The organism is Streptomyces sp. NPDC002754 (genome assembly GCF_053592315.1).
The window spans coordinates 741,545-760,363 of sequence record NZ_JBSFVM010000001.1; the positions used below are offsets into that span (position 1 = coordinate 741,545).

The window sequence follows — 18,819 nt, forward strand, 5'->3', positions numbered from 1 at the left end:
AGCCCTCACAGCACTCGCCGACGCTTCCCCAGCCACGTCTGCGCGATCACGACGAGGGCCAGGAACGCACCGCTGACCACCTGCTGGTACGCGGAGTCCAGCGAGCCGATCTGATTGATCACGTTCTGGATGACCTTGAGCAGGAGGACACCGACCAGCGAACCGCTGATGAACCCGAACCCGCCCGTCAGCAGCGTGCCGCCGATGACGACCGCCGAGATCGCCTCCAGCTCCATGCCGGAGCCGAGGATCGTCACGCCCGACACCAGCCAGGCGGCATTGAGCGCGCCGGCCAGGCCCGCGCACAACCCTGACAGTGTGTACACACTGATCTTGGTGCGGGCCACCGGCGCGCCCATCAGCGCCGCCGCGTCCTCGTTGCCGCCGACCGCGTACACGTACTGCCCGAAGCGCGTACGGCGCAGCACCAGGGCGCCGATGCCGAACAGCACCAGCGTGATCCACACCGGGGCGCCGATACCGAACAGCTTCCCCTGGCCGAGCGTCGCGAAGAACGTGGACTTGTCGACGAGATACGTCTCGGAACCCTCATCGGTGATGGAGAGGAGGATGCCGCGCGCCCCGAGCATCGCCGCGAGCGTCACGATGAACGGTGCGAGCCGCGAGCGCGCGATCAGCAACCCGTTGACCAGGCCGATCAGCCCGCACACCGCCAGTGGCAGGAGCAGCGCCACCACCGTCCCGTACCGCGAACCCCATGCCGCGAGGACCCCGCCGAGGGCGAACAGCGAGCCCACCGACAGATCGATACCACCGGTCACGATCACGAACGTCATGCCGAGCGCGACGATCGCGAGGAACGCGGACGACAGCGCCATGTTCTCCAGGTTGTCCCCGGTCAGGAACGTGTCGAAGGAGAGCGAGGCGACGATCACCGCGATCACCAACGTGACCAGCGCGCCGTGCTGTTGGGCCAGCGCGCTCAGCCGCTCCGCGCGCGTCGCGCCCTGGGGCTCGTCCTCGTGGGCCGGACCCGCCGGCTGAGAGGTCCCTATGTCCGTCACCGTCATCGCTTCCCCCGCTCCCTCGCCGCGTACACCGCGAGCACGATCACCACGGCCTGGGCGATCTGCGTCCACGACGGCGGCAGGTCGTGCTTGATGAGTGTGGCTGTGAGCAGCTGGATGAGGACGGCGCCCGCGACCGTGCCGCCGATGCGCACCCGCCCGCCGGTCAGCGGAGTGCCGCCGACCACGACGGCCGTGATCGCGGACAGCTCCATCAGCGTGCCGAGCGACGTCGGGTCGCTCGCGGTGAGCCGCGCCGTGGCCAGTACACCGGCGACGGCGGCGAGCACTCCCGACAGTACGTAGACGAGGATCAGCACCCGCCGCACCGGAAGCCCTGCCAGCTTGGCCGCCGGACGGCTGTCGCCGATGGCGAGGAGCTGACGGCCGAACGTGGTGCGCCGCACCACGAACGCGACGATCAGCGCCAGCGCCGCCGCGATCAGCACCAGATAGGGGATGCCGAGCACATCGCCGGTGCCGAGTGCCCGCATCCCGGGGTCCCGCACGTCCTTGAGCTGGGGCAGCAGGACGAGCGCCAGGCCACGGCCCCCAACCATCAACGCCAGTGTGGCGACGATGGGCTGGACCCCGATGAAGGCGACGAGCGCGCCGTTCGCGACACCGACGAGCGCGCCTCCGATCAGCGCGGCGACAACCGCGAACAGCGGCCCATAGCCGAGATACAGCGCGACCAGCGAGGTGGCGAGCGCCATCACGGAGCCCACCGAGAGGTCCACGCCCTCGGTTCCGATGGCGAGGGCCATGCCGAGCGCCACGATCAGGACGGGTGCGACCTGCACGGCCTGCGTGCGGAAGTTCTCCGCGGACAGGAAGTGCGGGGTGAAGACGATGTTCGCCAGGAGGAGGACGGCGACGCCCGCATAGACGCCGTAGTCCTGGAGGAGGCGCAGCATCCGGGCCTTGTCGACACCGGTGCTGCCCAGGGTTGCTTCACTCAACGGACGTCCCTCCAGCGGGAGTCGCGGCAATCGCGCGCATCAGCCGGTCCTCTGTGACCGCGTCGCCGGTCAGCTCGGCGACCACCGCGCCGTCCTTCAGGACGACGACCCGGTCCGAGCCCTCGATCAGCTCCTCCGGGTCGGAGGAGATCAGCAGGACGCCGAGCCCGTCGTCCGCCAACTCGTCTATGAGCTTCTGCACTTCGGCCTTGGCGCCCACGTCGATACCGCGCGTCGGCTCGTCCAGCAGCAGTACCTTCGGGTTCATCGCGAGCCACCGTGCGAGCAGCACCTTTTGCTGGTTGCCGCCCGACAGCTCGCCGACCTTCTGGTGCGGGCCGGCCGACTTGATGCGCAGCCGCTTCACGAACGTGTCGACGATGCGGTCGATGCGGGCCTCGTCGACCAGGCCGAAGCGGGACAGCCCCGGCAGCGCCGCGAGCGCGATGTTCTCGCGCACCGACAGGCCCGGCACGATGCCCTCCGCCTTGCGGTCCTCCGGCAGCAGGCTGATGCCGGCCCGGATCGCGGCAGGCGTGGAGCCCGTACGCACCGGGGACCCGGCTACCGTCACCCGGCCGCTGTCCGTGGGCAGGGCGCCCGCGATGGCCTTGGCGGTCTCGCTGCGGCCGGAGCCGAGCAGTCCGCCGAGGCCGACGACCTCGCCGGGACGCACGTCGAGCGTCACGCCGTGCAACTGGTGGCGGACCGTCAACTCCTCGGCGCTCAGCACGGGTTCTGCCGACGTGTCGTGTTCGCCGGAGAACTTGGTCAGGCCCTCGTCCTGTACGTCGCCGACGTCGCGGCCCAGCATCAGTGACACGAGCCGCAGCCGGTCCAGGTCGGCGAGGCGGCCGGTGTGCACCAGCTTGCCGTCGCGCAGCACCGTGACCGCGTCGCACACCTCGTACAGCTCGTCGAGGCGGTGGCTCACGTAGACGACGGCGATGCCGCGGTCGCGCAGCATGCGGATCACGCCGAAGAGCGTGCGCACCTCGCGCGGCTCCAGTGACGACGTCGGCTCGTCCATGACGACGACCTTGGCGTCGACCGACACCGCGCGCGCTAGGGCCACCATCTGCTGCGCCCCGACGCCGAGTTCACGCAGCGGACGCTGCACGTCGACGTGTACGCCGAGGTCGCGCAGTGCCGCGTCGGCGTCCCGGTGCATCCGCCGGAAGTCGATCAGGCCGAGCCGTCCCCGCGGCTCGCGGCCCAGGAACAGATTGCGGGCCACGCTCATCAGGGGGACGAGGTTGACCTCCTGATAGATCGTCGAGATGCCCGCGTGCTGTGACTCGAGCGGCGTGGAGAACGTGATCTGTCGGCCGTCGAACATGAGCGTGCCCGCGCCGGCATCCGGCTGGTAGACGCCCGTGAGGACCTTGATCAGCGTCGACTTGCCCGCCCCGTTCTCCCCGATGAGGGCGTGCACCTCCCCGCCGCGCGCGGTGAAGTCGACACCGTCGAGGGCGCGCACGCCGGGGAAGGTCTTGCTGAGATTCTGTGCGGACAACATGTCAGAACGCCTTGTCGATATCCGACTTGGCGTTGTCCTTCGCGTACGCGCTGTCCTTGATGACGATGTCCTGGCCGACCTTGTCGCCCTTCGTGAAGGAGTCCAGGGTCTGGAAGGCGAGCGGGCCGAAGCGCGGGTTGGACTCGATGACGCCGGAGATCCAGCCGTCGACGATGCCCTGCACCGCGTTGCGCGTGCCGTCCACCGTCACGATCTTCACGGCGCCGGCCTTCTTGCCCGCGCTCTTGAGGGCGTTGACCGCGCCGAGACCCATCTCGTCGTTCTCGGCGTAGATCCCCTTGATGTCCGGCTTGGACTGGATCAGCTGCTCGGTGACCTGCTGGCCCTTCTCGCGGGCGAACTCACCGGTCTGCTTGAAGACGACCTTGAGGTCCGGCGCCTTTTCCTTGATCCGGTCCTGGAAGCCCTTGGTGCGCTCGGTGGTCACATTGTTGCCCGCGGCGCCGAGCAGGATCGCGATCTCGCCCTTGCCGCCCGTGGCCTTGATCATCTCGTCGGCGGCGCGCTTGCCCTGCTCGACGAAGTCCGAGCCGATGAAAGAGACGTAGTCCTTGCACGCCGTCGAGTTGATCTTGCGGTCGACGGTGACGATCGGGATCTTCTTGGCGCTCGCCGCGCGCAGCACCGGCTCCCAGCCGTCTGAGTTGAGCGGCGCGATGACCAGCAGGTCCGCGCCCTTGGAGATGAGGTCCTGGACGTCGCTGATCTGCTTGGAGAACTGCGACTGGGCGTTCGCGGTGAGCAGCTTGACGCCACGCTTCTTGGCCTCGGCCTTGATGGAGGCGGTCTCCGCGATGCGGAACGGGTTGGCCTCCTTCTCGGACTGCGAGAAGCCGACGGTGGCGTTCTTCAGGTCGAGCTTCTTGCCGCCGTAGGTGGTGACGTCACAGGTCTTGCCGCCGCCCGGCGAGGCGACCTCCTGCCCGGCGTTATCGCTCTTTGCGCTCGAACTCCCCTTGTCCGTCGAGCTGTTGTCGTCCTCCGACTTCGCGCAACCGGTGGCGAGCGCGAGGCTCGCGACGAGGCCGGTGGCGAGCAGGGCCCTGGTGGTGGTACGGCGAAGTGCGGTCTGCGTCATTGGTGGTCCCCAAAACGGCACGGCCCGGCGCGTGAACGCGCTGACGGGGTGAATGTGTTCGACCAGTCGGATCGGTGGTACAGGCCAGGTTTTTACATCGTTGGAAGGGCGCTGTAAAGGCTTTGCGCAGAGACTTGGCCGCCACGTGACCGTGGCACGGTTCACCGTCGTCCCAGCGTGCTCTCCCGCTCCACCAGCCGGAATTCCGCCGTGAGTTCGCGTCCCACGGGCCCCTCCGGATGCTCGAGGTGGCGCAGCAGCGACGTCACCGCGAGCCGGGCGATGGCCCGCTTGTCCGGGGAGACGGTGGTGAGTGTGACGGCCCCGAAGCGCCCCTCCATGATGTCGTCGAACCCGACCACCGCCACGTCCCACGGCACCCTGAGCCCCCGCTCGTGCAGCACGCGCATCGCGCCGATCGCCACCAGGTCGTTGTACGCGAACACGGCGTCGGGGCGCACCCCGGAGTCCAGCAGGCGCGCCATGGCCTCGGCCCCGTCGCCCCGGTCCCAGCCGCCGGTCGGCCCCACCAGGGTGTCCGGTGCCGGCAGCCCCGCGTCCGTCAACTCGTCGCGCCAGCCCGCGAGTCGGAGATGCGCCGGACGGTTCGCGGAATCCGTGCGGGCGCCCAGGTAGGCGATCCTCGTGCGGCCCCGGCCGATCAGATGGCGCACGGCGGTGCGGGCCGCGGCGACGTTGTCGATCGCGATGTGGTTGTACGGCAGGTCGTACTCGCGCTCGCCGAGCAGCACCAGCGGCACGTCGTCCTCGCGCCCCGCCAAGTCCTCCGCCTCCAGCTCAAGAGGGCTGAGGATCAGGCCGTCGATCACCCGGGCCCGGAAACCCTGGCTGACCAGAACCTCCTGTTCGCGCTCGCCCCGGGTGTGGTCGAGCAGCACCGTCACGTCCCGCTCCGCCGCCGCGTCGATGACGGCGCCGGCCAGTTCCGCGAAGTACGGGTTGCCGAGCTCGGGCACGGCGAGCGCGATGATGCCGGTGCGGCCCTTGCGCAGATTGCGGGCGGTGAGGTTCGGCCGGTAGCCCAGCTCGTCGATGGCCTCCTGGACGCGGGAGCGCATCGCCGGGGTCACATGCTGGTAGTTGTTCACGACGTTCGACACGGTCTTGATCGAGACGCTGGCGTGCTCCGCGACATCCTTGAGGCTCACCCGCACGAAAACTCCCTGGGTCGGCGTGGATTGATGGGCCGGGGGCGGACGTTGGCCCGTAAGCAGCCGTGATCGGCCAACCCGATCCGGATCCTGGCAGTGTTCGTGTCCATGCTCTGGACAGCATGCTGTGCGCGTGCTGTCATGCCAACTGTCGTTCCTTCCAACGTTGTACAGACTCGTTGTACCGACTGGAGCGGCGAGCCGCCACCCTTCCTCGAAGCGTTCCTGCAGTTCCTGCATAGGAGGATCCGTGCGCACCACCCACCTCAGACGTCACGGGCGACATCTGGCACTGCTCCTGACCACGGCACTCGGACTCACCGCGCTCACGGTCGCCCCCTCAGGAGCGGCCTCGGCCGAAGACGACCCGGCCGTTCCGCACGGTCTCAAGGGCGAGTACTACACGCAGTCCGCCGAAGGGGCCTTCGACTTCGACTCGTTGAAGGCCACCGGGTTCGACCCGAAGATCGACTTCAATAGCCTGGAATCCCGACTGCAGACCGCGACCGGCCAGGCGGACAACGCCAGCGTGCGCTGGACCGGCAAGGTCGTCCCGGAGAAGTCCGGCATGACAACGTTTTCCATGGTCGGGGACAACGGCTTCCGCCTGTGGGTCGACGACAAGCTGGTGATCGACCACTGGACCGACGACTGGGAGAAGGAACAGACCTCCCAGCCCGTCGAGTTGACCGCCGACGACGCCGTCGACATCAAGGTCGAGTACTTCGAGCACGAGGGCGGCTCCAACCTCCACTTGCGCTGGACCGAGCGGGGTGGGACGAAGGAAGCGATCCCGTCGTCCGCGTTCCGGCTGCCTGCCGACTGGAAGTACGACGGAGCCATCGGCACCACCGTGCTCGGCGACGGCCGCACCCTGAAGCTTGACTTCGCGCAGAAGCTCGGAGCGCTGCCCGGCGGCGTCAACGAGCACATGTCCGCCGTCATCGGAGGCGCCAAGTGGCCGCTGAGCAGCGTCAAGGCGGACCCGAAGGACCCGCGGGCGCTGCTCGTGGGCCTGGAACAGCCGGTCGTCGGAAACAAGAAGGGTGACGCCTCGGGAGAGGCCGACCTCACCTACGACGGCCAGGGCGGACTGGCCGGCAGTGACGGAACGGCCATCGGCAGGTTCTGGTCCAGCGGGCCGAACCACTCGACGCACGAGCTGACCACCAAGTGGGGCGACGACGTCACCCCGGCCAACGCCCACCGCGAGTACCCGCGTCCCCAGCTCACCCGCGACAAGTGGCGGAACCTCAACGGCAGGTGGCAGTTCGCCGCCGCCAAGGAGGGGGACAAGCCGCCGGTCGGCAAGAAGCTCGACGAGAAGATCCTCGTACCCTATCCGGTCGAGTCCCAGCTCTCGGGCGTCGAGCGCCACGAGGACCGCATGTGGTACCGGCGCACCTTCACCGTGCCCGCCGACTGGAAGGTCGGCAAGGGACAGCGCCTCAACCTCAACTTCGGTGCCGTGGACTGGAAGTCCGAGATCTACGTCAACGGCAAGAAGGTCGCCGATCACAAGGGCGGCTACGACAAGTTCAGCGCCGACGTCACCGACGCCCTCAAGCCGGGCCGCACCCAGGAACTGATCGTCGGCGTCTACGACCCCACCGACGCCGAAAAGGGCGAGAACCCGCCCATGGGCAAGCAGCGCCTCGACCCCAGCGGCATCTGGTACACCCCCTCCTCCGGCATCTGGCAGACCGTGTGGATGGAGCCGGTCGCCACCGACCACGCCACCGACCTGAAGGTCACGCCGAATGTGAAGACGGGCGAAGTGGCCGTCTCCGCCACGGGAGTTCGGGACGGTGTCCCCGTCACGGCGTCCGCGTACGCGGACGGCAAGAAGGTCGCCACCGCCACCGGCACCTCCGGCGGACCGCTCACCCTGAAGATCGCCAAGCCGCACCTGTGGTCGCCGGACGACCCGTTCCTCTACGACCTCAAGGTGAGCGTCGGCGCCGACAGGGTCGGCAGCTACTTCGGTATGCGCTCGATCTCCGTCGAGAAGGTGAACGGCACCCCGCGCACCATGCTCAACGGCAAGCCCACGTTCATGATGGCCACCCTCGACCAGGGCTTCTGGCCGGACGGACTGCACACCGCGCCCAGTGACGAGGCGCTCGCGTACGACCTGAAGATGCACAAGCAGATGGGCTTCAACTCGGTCCGCAAGCACATCAAGGTCGAACCCGACCGCTGGTTCTACTGGGCCGACAAGCTGGGCCTCATGGTCTGGCAGGACATGCCCGCCATGACGGCAGGCGTGAACCCGAGCCAGTCCGCGCGCACCGAGTTCGAGCGCGAGATGAAGATCATGATCGACCAGCACTCCAACCACCCGTCGGTCGTCATGTGGGTCACCCTCAACGAGGGCTGGGGTCAGTACGACGAGGCACGCCTCGCCGACCAGGCCAAGTCCTGGGACCCCACCCGCCTGATCAACTCCATGTCCGGGATCAACCTGGGCAAGGACGGCGGCACGGGCGACATCCTCGACGAACACGGCTACCCCAGCCCCGCCCTGCCACCGAACCCCGACGGCAAGCGGGCCCTGGTCGCGGGCGAGTACGGCGGCCTCGGCCTCGCGGTGCCGGGCCACGCCTGGGCGGTGCAGCAGTCCTACGTCGATGTCGACCCGACGACGTACACGGACGGCTACCTGGAGAAGCTCGACGAGGTGTACAAGCTCGCCTGCAAGGGCGGCAACGGCGCCGTCTACACGCAGATCTCCGACGTCGAGGGTGAGCTCAACGGCCTGCTGACGTACGACCGCAGGGTCGTCAAGCCGGACGTGAAGCGCGTACACGACGCCCAGCAGGCGCTGATCCGCGACGCCTCGCAGGACACCGTGGCGAACTGCTCCTGATCCGACCGCTCGCGGGGGCGGGCCCGAACACCGGGCCCGCCCCCTTCGCGTTCCCCCACGTCCCCGGAGGACATCGATGACAGTCACACGACGAGGTGTGCTGCGGACCGGCACCGTGGTCACCGCCGCCACGCTGATCGGCGGCACGGCGGGCGTCACAGGCACAGCAAGCGCCGCGACGGCGGCAGGGAGGACGGCCGTGGCCGGCGACGCCTTCACCAGGCTGCCCGTCGGCAGCGTCACCGCCCACGGCTGGCTGGCGGGCCAACTCCGCCTGCAACTCGACGGGTTGTTCGGCCGCTACGAGGAGAAGTCCCATTTCCTCGACATGGACACCTGCGGCTGGGTCCACCCGGAACGAGACGCCTGGGAGGAAGTCCCCTACTGGCTGAGAGGGTTCGTCCCGCTGGCCATCACGACGCAGGACGCCGACGCCCTCGCCACCAGCGAGCGCTGGCTCGACGCCATCCTCGCCACCCAGGAGTCCGACGGGTTCTTCGGACCGCGCGCCCTGCGCACCGCACTCAACGACGGCCCCGACTTCTGGCCGTACCTGCCGCTCCTCATGGCGCTGCGCACCTGGCAGGAGTACACGCACGACGAGCGCATCGTGCCCTTCCTCACCCGCTTCATGACGTACATGGCGGCGCAGGGCAAGGGAGCCTTCGACTCCAGCTGGGTCTCCGTTCGCTGGGGCGACGGCATCGACACCGCCCGCTGGCTCTACGAGCGCACGGGTGACGCGTTCCTCGTCGGCCTCGTCGAGAAGATGCACCGCTACGGTGCCGATTGGACCGGGAAGCTCCCCACCCCGCACAACGTGAACATCGCCCAGGGCTTCCGCGAACCCGCCCAGTACGCCCAGTGGACAGACTCCGGGGCCCACGCCCTGACCCGCGCCACGTACCGCACCTACGACCAAGTCCTCGACACCTACGGGCAGTTCCCGGGCGGCGGCATGGCCGGCGACGAGAACTACCGGCCCGGATTCGGCGACCCGCGCCAGGGCTTCGAGACCTGCGGCATCGTCGAGTTCATGGCCAGCCACGAGCTGCTCACACGTATCACCGGTGACCCGGTGTGGGCGGACCGCTGCGAGGACCTCGCGTTCAACATGCTGCCCGCCGCTCTCGACCCGAGCGGCAAGGGCATCCACTACGTCACCAGCGCCAACAGCGTCGACCTCGACAACAGCCCCAAATCGCAGGGGCAGTTCCAGAACAGCTTCGCCCTTCAGTCGTACCGGCCGGGCGTGGACCAGTACCGCTGCTGCCCGCACAACTACGGCATGGGCTGGCCCTACTTCACCGAGGAGTTGTGGCTCGCGGGCGCCGACGGCGGGCTCGTCGCCGCCATGTACGCCGACTGCGAGGTGCGCACGAAGGTGGGCGACGTCGCGGTGCACGTGCGGGAGGAGACGAACTACCCGTTCGACGAGACCGTCACCCTGACCGTCGGCGTCGAGCGGGCCGCGGAATTCCCGCTGCGGCTGCGCGTGCCCGGCTGGTGTGCGTCGCCGCGCCTGACCGTGAACGGCCGCCCCGTCAAGGTCGGCGGAGGCCCCTCGTTCGCCGAGATCCGCCGCACGTGGCACGACGGCGACGTGGTGCGCCTGCGGCTGCCGCAGCGGACCGGTCTGCGCACCTGGGAGGGCAATCACGACAGCGTGAGCGTCGACCACGGGCCGCTGACCTATTCGCTCAGGATCGGCGAACGGTATGTGCGCACGGGCGGCAGCGACACGTTCCCCGAGTACGACGTGCACGCTACGACAGCCTGGAACTACGGTCTGGTGCCGGGCGGCGCGGCAGTGGTGCACCGAAAGTCCGGGCCCCTCGCCGCCAACCCGTTCACCTTGGAGGGTACGCCCCTCACGCTCACCGTGAAGGCCCGTCGCATCCCCGAGTGGGTGGCCGACGACGAGCACGTCGTCGCACCGCTCCAGTCGAGTCCGGCACGCAGCAGGGCCGCCGTGGAGGATGTGACGCTGGTGCCCATGGGCGCCGCCCGGCTACGGATCACCACGTTCCCGACGGCGACGCCGCAGGGCCGGGCCTGGACACCCGAACCGGCGTACCACCGCATCCTCAACAAGCACAGCGGCAAGGTCCTCGCCGTCGACGGAATGTCCACGGACAACGACGCACGTGTCGTGCAGTTCCGCGACGCGGGCACCGGCGACCACGCGTGGCAGCTGCTGCCGGCGGGCGACGGGACGCTGCGTCTGCGCAACGGTCAGAGCGGTAAGTTCCTTGCCGTCAAGGGGAGTTCGACGGACGACAGTGCTCTCGCCGTGCAGTACGAGGACTCCGGGCGCCCCGACCTGCTGTGGACGTGCGAGGACAAGGGCGACGGCTGGTTCCTGCTGCGCAACAAGCACAGCGGAAAGGTGCTCGGCGTCGACGGCATGTCCACCGAAGACAGCGCGCAGGTCGTCCAGTTCGCCGACAACGGGACGGAGGATCACCTGTGGCGCGTGAAGCCTTGACGGGCCGTCGGGGCGGACGAAGAATGACCGCGCATGCTGACAACGTTGTCGAGAGGCGCAGGATGAGAAGGCCCACGATGATAAGACGCACCCGCAGGCCCGGATCACGCGCGCTGGGCGTGCTCGCGGCCGCCGTGCTGCTCGGTACCGGTCTCGCGGCGCCAGCGGCGCAGGCCGCGAAACCACACGAGCGCCTGACCGATCTGGTCAACCCGTTCATCGGCACCGAGAACGAGGGGAACACCTATCCCGGCGCCGCCGTGCCCTTCGGGATGGTGCAGTTCTCGCCCGACACCGGGCACAACACCGGCTACGACCACTCGGACGACCACATCCGAGGGTTCTCCGCCGTCCATCTGTCCGGCGTGGGCTGCGGCTTGGGCGGCGACCTGCCGGTGCTGCCGACCGTGGGCGACATCGGGAGCACGGACTACGCGAAGTACGCGGCCGAGTTCAGCCACGACGACGAGAAGGCGTCGCCGGGCTACTACAAGGTGGGCCTGAAGTCCGGCGTGGACGCCGAGTTGAGCGCCACGAAGCGGACCGGCGTACAGAAGTACACGTTCCCGGCCACCGACAAGGCCAACGTGATGATCAACGCCGGCCAGTCGCTGCACAAGACCGTGCACACCAAGGTCGACATCCTCGACAGCCGGACCGTACGCACCTCCATCACCGGCAGCGGCTTCTGCCAGGACACCAAGCAGTACACGCTCCACACGATCACCAGGTTCGACCGGCCGTTCAAGACGAGCGGCACCTGGAAGGACGACACCGTCACCGAGGGCTCCACGTCCTCGGCCGCGGACGCCGAGCGCAACGGCGCGTATCTCCGCTTCGACACCAGCAAGGACCGCACCGTCGAGGCGACCACCGCGATCTCCTACGTAGACGCGCACGGCGCGGCGCTCAACCTCCGTAAGGAGGGCGGCCGTTCCTTCGACTCCGTGCGCGGCGCGGCACAGTCCGCGTGGGAGGGCCGGCTCGACGACGTCAGGGCACAGGGCGGCAGCGAGACACTGCGCCGTACCTTCTACTCCTCGCTGTACCGCTCGTTCCTCGCGCCGAACATCGGCAGCGACGTCGACGGCCGCTACACCGGCTGGGACCAGAAGATCCACCGTGCCGACGGGTTCACGTACTACCAGAACTGGTCGCTCTGGGACACGTACCGCACCCAGGCGCAGCTGCTGTCGCTGCTCGCCCCGCGCGAGTCGCGAGACATGGCGCTGTCGGTGATCCGTATCGACAAGGACAGTGGCTGGCTGCCCAAGTGGGGCTACGGCACGGTCGAGACGAACATCATGACCGGTGACCCGGTCACCCCGTTCCTCACCAACGCCTACCAGCAGGGCCTGCTCAAGGGGCACGAGGAGGACGCCTACCGGGCGCTGAAGAAGAACGCCGACGGCGTGCCGCCGGCCGACTCCGCCCCCGTGGGCCGCGAGGCCAACAAGGAGTACCTGGCCGACGGGTTCGCGCCGTACATCAAGGACCGCGAGCACGTGAAGCCCGGCGACTCCGATTACGACCACGGGGCATCGGCCACCCTGGAGTACGCCCTGTCCGACGCCATGCTCGGCCAGATGGCGAAGGAGCTGGGGCACGACGAGGACGCCGCCCGCTATGCCGAGCGCGCGCAGAACTACCGGAAGATCTTCGACGGTTCGACCGGATTCTTCCGCGCGCGCGACGCGTCCGGCGCCTTCACTGGCCCGGCCGATCCGGCCAAGAGCGAGGGCTTCCACGAGGGCACGTCCTGGCAGTACCAGTGGCTCGTGCCGCAGGACCTGCCGGGCATGGTCGACCTGATCGGCGGAAAGGAAGCCGCGAACAAGCGGCTCGACTCGTTCTTCGCCTACGAGCAGTTGGTGAAGGACCCGGCGAAGACGGCGCGCGAGGTGTGGGTCAACGGCCCGTACGACTACTACAACGCCGACAAGTACAACCCGCAGAACGAGCCCGACCTGATCGCGCCGTACACGTATCTCTCCACCGGCCAGCCGTGGAAGACCACCGATGTGGTGCACGCCGCGCTGACCCTGTTCACCGACACCCCGACCGGCATGACCGGCAACGACGACCTGGGCACGATGTCCGCCTGGAACGTCCTGTCGTCGATCGGGATCTTCCCGGTGCAGCCCGGAACGGACACGTGGAGCCTGTCGACGCCCGTCTTCGAGCGGGTCGACGTCACGCTCGACCGGCGCTACTACCCGAAGGGCGGGCTGACCGTCCGGGCGCCCGGCACCTCGGACGACAACCGGTACATCCAGTCGGCGCGGACGGACGGCGCCGCGTACGACAAGACGTATCTGACCACGAAGGATCTGCGGGGCCTGCGGAACCTGTCCTTCACCGTCGGCGGCGAGCCGTCGGCGTGGGGGACCGGTCCCGACGCGGCGCCGCCGGCCCTCAAGTGACGTAACCGACAGGCCACTTGAGTCGCCTTCTGTGTCACATGAGACCCGCCTCTCCCAGAGGGGCGGGTCTTCATCAGTTGTTAACGCAGAGTGTCATGATCGTACTTGACCGTAATCGACTGCTGGCGATTGACTGCGCTCTCACCGTCGTCGACGCGAGAGCCCTCCATGACCTCTCTGAGTTCGGACTTGCTCGCTCCACTCGACCTGACCTTCTGGAACATCGAGACCGCCGAACACCCCATGCACCTGGGGGCGTTGGGCGTCTTCGAGGCCGACGACCCCGGCGCCGCCCGGCACGCCTTCGAGCTGCTCGCCACCCGCGCCGCGGGCGTGCCGGGCCTGCGGATGCGGATCGCCGGCGTGCTCGTGCCGGTCGGCGGCGCGGCCCGCGTGCCCGCGGCCGACTTCGACCCGCTCGACCACGTGTGGATGGCCGGGGCCGTCGACGACTTCCACGCCGCCGCGGGCGCGCTCATGGAACGCCCGCTGGACCGCGGCCGCCCGCCGTGGGAGGCGCACGTGCTGTCGGCCGCCGACGGCGCGTCGTTCGCCGTCCTCTTCAAGTTCCACCACGCTCTCGCGGACGGGCTGCGCGCCCTGACCCTCGCCGCAGGCGTCATGGACCCCATCGACCTGCCCGCCCGGCGCACCCCGAAGGAAGCGCCCGCCGCACGCCGCGGCCTGCGCCTGCCGGTCCCCGGCCTGCGCGAGATCACGCTCGGCGACCTCGACCCGCGCCGCTACCCCGACCATGTGCGCACGCTGGTGGGCAGCGCCACGCAGGCTGCGTCCATCGGCGCCTCCGTCGCCCGCGCCACCTGGGGCGTACGCACGTCACCCGCGCTCACCTCGAAGGCCAGCGGCACCCGGCGCACCGCCGGTGTCGTGCTCGACCTCGACGATGTGCACCGCATCCGCAAGACGGTCGGCGGCACGGTCAACGACGTGCTGATCGCCGTGGTCGCCGGAGCCGTGCGGCGCTGGCTCGACGAGCGCGGCGACGGCAGCGACGGCGTCGAGCCCCGCGCCCTCGTCCCGGTCTCCCGGCGCAGGCCCCGCACGGCCCACCCGCAGGGCAACCGGCTGTCCGGCTACCTGGTCCGGCTGCCCGTCTCCGAGCCGGACCCCGTGGAACGGCTGCGCTCCGTGCGTGGCTCCATGGACCGCCACAAGGATGCGGGGCCCTCGCGCGGCGCCGGTGCGGTGGCCCTCCTCGCCGACCACGTGCCGCCGCTCGGCCTCCGGCTCGGCGGTGGGCTGGTCGGCCAGAACGCCCGCCTCCTCTTCGACCTGCTGGTCACGAGCGTCCCGCTGCCCAGCCTCGGCCTGAAACTCGGCGGCTGCCCGCTCACCGAGGTCTTCCCGCTGGCGCCCCTGGCCCAGGGCCAGTCCCTCGCGGTCGCCGTGTCGACGTACCGCGGGCGGGTCCACTACGGCCTCGTCGCGGACGCGGCGGCCGTGCCGGATCTGGATGTGTTGGCTCGGGCGGTGCGGGACGAGGTGGCCCAGCTCGCCGCGGTCTGCGAGGCGGGTGTCTGAGACGCCTGTCTGAGACACGTGTATGAGACCCATGACCAGGGCGCAGTGACGCCCGTCATTTGGTCGACCCCGATCCCGCCAGTATCCTCCGGATCTGGCGGGATCAACCGAGTGACCTGTAAGGTGCCGCCTTTTGGCAGCCGCGCGGCACTCAAGGATTCCTCGCGGCACGAGCGACGCGAGGAACAGCAGCGGCGATGACCGTGACAGAGGACAACCAGGCCGCCGAGCCCGCCGAGGCCACGGCGTCCGCCGAGAGCGGCGACGTCGTCGCGTACGGCCCCGGCATCGACCCCGAGCGGCTCGCCGTCTGCCTCAGCGTGCTGAAGGAGCTCGACGAGATCGACGTCGACCACCCCGACGCGATCACCGTCCGCCGCGCCACCGCCGGCATCTACCGGACCGTGAAGCAGCGCCGCCGCCAGGACCGCCGCGCCGCCAAGACCGCCCACGACAAGGCGGTCACCGAGGCTACGGCGACCGGCTCGGCGCAGCGGATCGACGACGAGACCGAGGGCATCCTGCCGTCCTCGCAGACCGAGGAGGGCAGGGTCGCGGGGATACTCCAGCGCCCCCGCTCCTGCTACACCTGCAAGACCCGGTACGTGGAAGTCGACTACTTCTACCACCAGCTCTGTCCGGACTGCGCCCGCCTGAACCGGACCAAGCGCGACGCCCGCGCCGACCTCAGCGGCAAGCGCGTCCTGCTCACCGGTGGCCGCGCCAAGATCGGCATGTACATCGCGCTGCGGCTGCTGCGCGACGGCGCGCACACCACGATCACCACCAGGTTCCCCAAGGACGCCATCCGCCGCTTCAAGGCGATGGAGGACTCGGCGGACTGGATCCACCGCCTGGAGGTCGTCGGCCTCGACCTGCGCGACCCGGGCCAGGCCGTCGCCCTGGCCGAGCAGGTCGCCGCCGCGGGCCCGCTCGACATCCTCATCAACAACGCGACGCAGACGGTGCGCCGCCTGCCCTCCGCCTACGCCGCCCTCGTCGACGGCGAGGGCGCGCCGCTGCCCGCGGGCGAGCTGCCGCCGCACCACGTCATCGGCGCCTTCAACTCGGGATCAGTCGACGGCATCGCCGCGCTGCCCATCGGCACCAGCGGCATCGACGCCCAGAAGGTCGCCGACCTCGCGCTCGTCGCGGGCAACGCGAGCGTCGCACGGCACCTCGACGGCTCCGCGATCGACGCGGGCGGCCTCGTCCCCGACGTCGTCGAGTCCAACACGTGGGTGCAGACCATCGACCAGATCTCGCCGGTCGAGCTGCTCGAGACCCAGCTGTGCAACTACACGTCGCCGTTCATCCTGATCAGCGCGCTGCGCCCGGCCATGTCCGACGCCGCGAAGAAGGCGGAGAGCGGCCGCGCCTACGTCGTGAACGTCTCGGCGATGGAGGGCGTCTTCGGCCGCGGCTACAAGGGCGCGGGCCACCCGAACACCAACGCCGCCAAGGCGGCCATGAACATGGTGACGCGCACCAGCGCCCACGAGATGTTCCAGGCAGACGGCATCCTCATGACCTCCGTCGACACCGGCTGGATCACCGACGAGCGCCCGCACTACGACAAGCTGCGCCTCGCCGAGGAGGGCTTCCACGCCCCCCTCGACCTGGTCGACGGCGCGGCCCGCGTCTACGACCCCGTCGTGCGCGGCGAGGCGGGCGACGACGTGTACGGCGTCTTCCTCAAGGACTACGAGCCCGGCAAGTGGTGACGCAGCTGCTGGTGGACGGCGTCGTTCGACGCGCCGCCCGCTGAGGCGGCGCGCACCCGCGTACCGCCGTCCACGAGCAGCTCCGCGCCGGTGATCCAGGACGCCTCGTCCGACACCAGCCAGCGCACCGCGCGCGCCACGTCCTCCGGCTCCCCGATCCGCCCGGCCGGGAGCCCCGCCGCCACCGACTCCTCGGCCCGCTCCCACACGAAGCGGGCCATCTCGGTGCGGACGAGGCCGGGGGAGACGGAGTTGACGCGCACCAACGGGCCCATCTCGCCCGCCAGTTGAGCGGTCAGGTGCAGCAGCGCCGCCTTGCTCGTGCCGTACGCGCCGACGTTCGGGCCGACATGGCCCGCGCCCTCCGTGCACACATTCACGACGGCGCCGCCGTGCTCGCTCATCCACGCCCGCCACGCGCACTGCACCAGACGCAGCGGCGCCTCCACGTTCATCGTGAAGGCCGCGCGCCAGATCTCCGGGTCGGCGTCCATGAGCGGGCCGTACGGCTGGTTGGTCGCGGCATTGTTCACGACGATGTCGACCCGGCCGAACTCAGCCATCGCCCGCTCCGTCACCTCCCACAGATGCGCCGGATCGGCCACGGACCCGGGCACACCCACCGCTCGCGCGCCGCGCGCCCGCAGCGCCGCGACCACCTCCCGCACCCCGTGCGGATCCCGGGCCGTCACGCACAACAGGGCCCCGCAGTCGGCGAGTTCCTCCGCGATCGCGCGACCGATGCCTCGCGAGGCGCCAGTCACGACGGCCGCCCTGCCGTCGAGCACACGCGGTTGATCCGTGGAGGTCATCGAGGACGCTGCCATGGGCGTACGGTCTCATGAGCGACCAGTGTGTGACGATGCGTCAGCAGTGCATGATTCGTGGGTCGTTTGTGGAGGTGGGGCTAGCGCACGTACGAGGCGTGGGTGGCCGCCACGAGTTCGAGCACCGGGCGCCAGTCCTCCAGGTCCCCGGCGTCCAGGCCCACCACCTTGCCCGCGTCGTCCGCATGCCGCACCGTCACCGCGTCCTCCGCGTGCGGGTCCGCCTCGAACGCCGCGACCTCCCGAGGTGTCATCGGGCCACCCTGAACGCCCAGCGTCAGCGCGCTCTGCGCGGACAGGCCGCGTCCCGGCTCGGTCGTCGCCAGATACCGCTTCGCCGGCACATGCAGCCGTACGAGCCGCGCCACCCGCTCGCCGAGCAGCCCGCGCACCGCGTCCGCCGCCCGGTCCGCGTGCCCCGCGTCGTCCCCTGGGCACAGCAGATGCCCGATGTCGTGGACGAGCCCCGCGACCTGCAACTCCTTGTCGCTGGGCCGGGAGCGGCGCAGCAGCGCCGCCGTCTGCAGTGCGTGATCGTGCAGATCGACGGGGTCGCCGCTGCGGTCCGGGGTGTCCCAGGCGCCCCGGCAGGCGTTCAACGAGGCCATCAACTCCTCGACGGTGCGCAGTTCGACGTGTTCCATGGACGACTCCTCCCGAAGCTCTTCCGCAGCCTGCCCGGAAGCAGACCATGGTGAACCGAGGCCGAGTCGACCCACCGGTCAACAGGACGTGAACGCTGTCCCCTTTCTCCCATGGTGCAGAATTGCCGCATGCGCCGCCTCACCGTTCCCGCTCTCCTGGTGACCCTCCTGGTCACCGTGGTGGGCGCGGCATGGGGCAGCGACTTCCGCGGCGCGCCCGTCGAGCCGGCCCCGGCCCTCGCATCCGTGCACCACCTGTCGTCGCCCGGCACCCCCGACTGCGACCCGCAGGGACAGCACGCCCCCGACAGCCGCCAGGGCGTGCCCACGCGCGGCGCGAGCGCCCACGAACTCCTCGCCCCGCTCGCGTACGCACACGGGCACGGCGCCACCGCGCCGCTCACCGGCATCGTGCCGCCGCCCCCGGTGGGCCGTGGCCCGCCGCCGCCCAACGATCCGCCCTCACCGGTCGAACTGTCCGTCCTGCGCGTGTAGATGACGCCCAGCCCCACCCGTCATCAC

Annotated in this window: 13 protein-coding genes; 6 read left to right on the top strand and 7 right to left on the bottom strand. The window is 69.8% G+C overall.

Annotated features, from left to right (window positions below):
• Positions 1-5: 5 nt before the first annotated feature.
• The 5 genes from ACWD2L_RS03590 to ACWD2L_RS03610 form a co-directional block, all read right to left on the bottom strand.
• Positions 6-1,031 carry an ABC transporter permease gene (locus ACWD2L_RS03590; protein WP_351330924.1) on the bottom strand — a complete coding sequence of 342 codons (1,026 nt, stop codon included), beginning with the start codon at positions 1,029-1,031 and terminating at the stop codon, positions 6-8.
• On the bottom strand, positions 1,028-1,990 hold the full coding sequence (locus tag ACWD2L_RS03595) for an ABC transporter permease (RefSeq protein WP_351330923.1): 963 nt from the start codon (positions 1,988-1,990) through the stop codon (positions 1,028-1,030). The genes ACWD2L_RS03590 and ACWD2L_RS03595 overlap by 4 nt, the downstream gene beginning before the upstream one ends.
• Entirely contained in the window at positions 1,983-3,509 is a 1,527-nt protein-coding gene (locus ACWD2L_RS03600; protein ID WP_351330922.1) for a sugar ABC transporter ATP-binding protein, read from the bottom strand. Before ACWD2L_RS03600 ends, ACWD2L_RS03595 begins: the two co-directional genes overlap by 8 nt.
• 1 nt (position 3,510) lies before the next feature.
• Positions 3,511-4,608, bottom strand: coding sequence for an ABC transporter substrate-binding protein (locus tag ACWD2L_RS03605; RefSeq protein ID WP_351330921.1), 1,098 nt, complete (start codon positions 4,606-4,608; stop codon positions 3,511-3,513).
• 161 nt (positions 4,609-4,769) lie between these two features.
• The gene (locus ACWD2L_RS03610) at positions 4,770-5,783 is read right to left on the bottom strand and encodes a LacI family DNA-binding transcriptional regulator (RefSeq protein WP_351330920.1); all 1,014 of its coding nucleotides are present in this window, start codon (positions 5,781-5,783) and stop codon (positions 4,770-4,772) included.
• Between the two features lie 247 nt (positions 5,784-6,030).
• Here ACWD2L_RS03610 and ACWD2L_RS03615 point away from each other — a divergent pair, with 247 nt between their 5' ends.
• The 5 genes from ACWD2L_RS03615 to ACWD2L_RS03635 all read left to right on the top strand — a co-directional run bounded on the left by ACWD2L_RS03615 (position 6,031) and on the right by ACWD2L_RS03635 (position 16,826).
• The gene (locus tag ACWD2L_RS03615) at positions 6,031-8,649 is read left to right on the top strand and encodes a PA14 domain-containing protein (protein ID WP_351330919.1); all 2,619 of its coding nucleotides are present in this window, start codon (positions 6,031-6,033) and stop codon (positions 8,647-8,649) included.
• 76 nt (positions 8,650-8,725) lie between these two features.
• Positions 8,726-11,137: a beta-L-arabinofuranosidase domain-containing protein gene (locus ACWD2L_RS03620; RefSeq protein ID WP_351330918.1), complete on the top strand. Its 2,412-nt coding sequence runs from the start codon at positions 8,726-8,728 to the stop codon at positions 11,135-11,137.
• A gap of 77 nt (positions 11,138-11,214) precedes the next feature.
• Positions 11,215-13,560 (top strand): GH92 family glycosyl hydrolase, encoded by a 2,346-nt coding sequence (locus ACWD2L_RS03625; RefSeq protein WP_351330917.1) that lies wholly within the window; start codon positions 11,215-11,217, stop codon positions 13,558-13,560.
• 177 nt (positions 13,561-13,737) lie between these two features.
• Complete coding sequence (locus ACWD2L_RS03630) at positions 13,738-15,102, top strand: wax ester/triacylglycerol synthase family O-acyltransferase (protein ID WP_351330969.1); 1,365 nt, start codon at positions 13,738-13,740, stop codon at positions 15,100-15,102.
• A 197-nt stretch (positions 15,103-15,299) separates the two neighbouring features.
• Positions 15,300-16,826, top strand: a complete 1,527-nt coding sequence (locus ACWD2L_RS03635) for an SDR family NAD(P)-dependent oxidoreductase (RefSeq protein WP_351330916.1) — start codon at positions 15,300-15,302, stop codon at positions 16,824-16,826.
• Here the strand turns inward: ACWD2L_RS03635 and ACWD2L_RS03640 are convergent.
• Both ACWD2L_RS03640 and ACWD2L_RS03645 read right to left on the bottom strand, forming a co-directional pair.
• The gene (locus ACWD2L_RS03640; protein ID WP_451187152.1) at positions 16,805-17,653 is read right to left on the bottom strand and encodes an SDR family oxidoreductase; all 849 of its coding nucleotides are present in this window, start codon (positions 17,651-17,653) and stop codon (positions 16,805-16,807) included. The genes ACWD2L_RS03635 and ACWD2L_RS03640 overlap by 22 nt on opposite strands.
• 80 nt (positions 17,654-17,733) lie before the next feature.
• Positions 17,734-18,297, bottom strand: a complete 564-nt coding sequence (locus ACWD2L_RS03645; RefSeq protein ID WP_351330915.1) for an HD domain-containing protein — start codon at positions 18,295-18,297, stop codon at positions 17,734-17,736.
• Between the two features lie 129 nt (positions 18,298-18,426).
• Between ACWD2L_RS03645 and ACWD2L_RS03650 the strand changes: the two genes are divergently transcribed.
• A complete protein-coding gene (locus tag ACWD2L_RS03650; RefSeq protein ID WP_351330914.1) occupies positions 18,427-18,792 on the top strand; it encodes a hypothetical protein in 366 nt (121 codons plus the stop codon).
• Positions 18,793-18,819 lie beyond the last annotated feature (27 nt).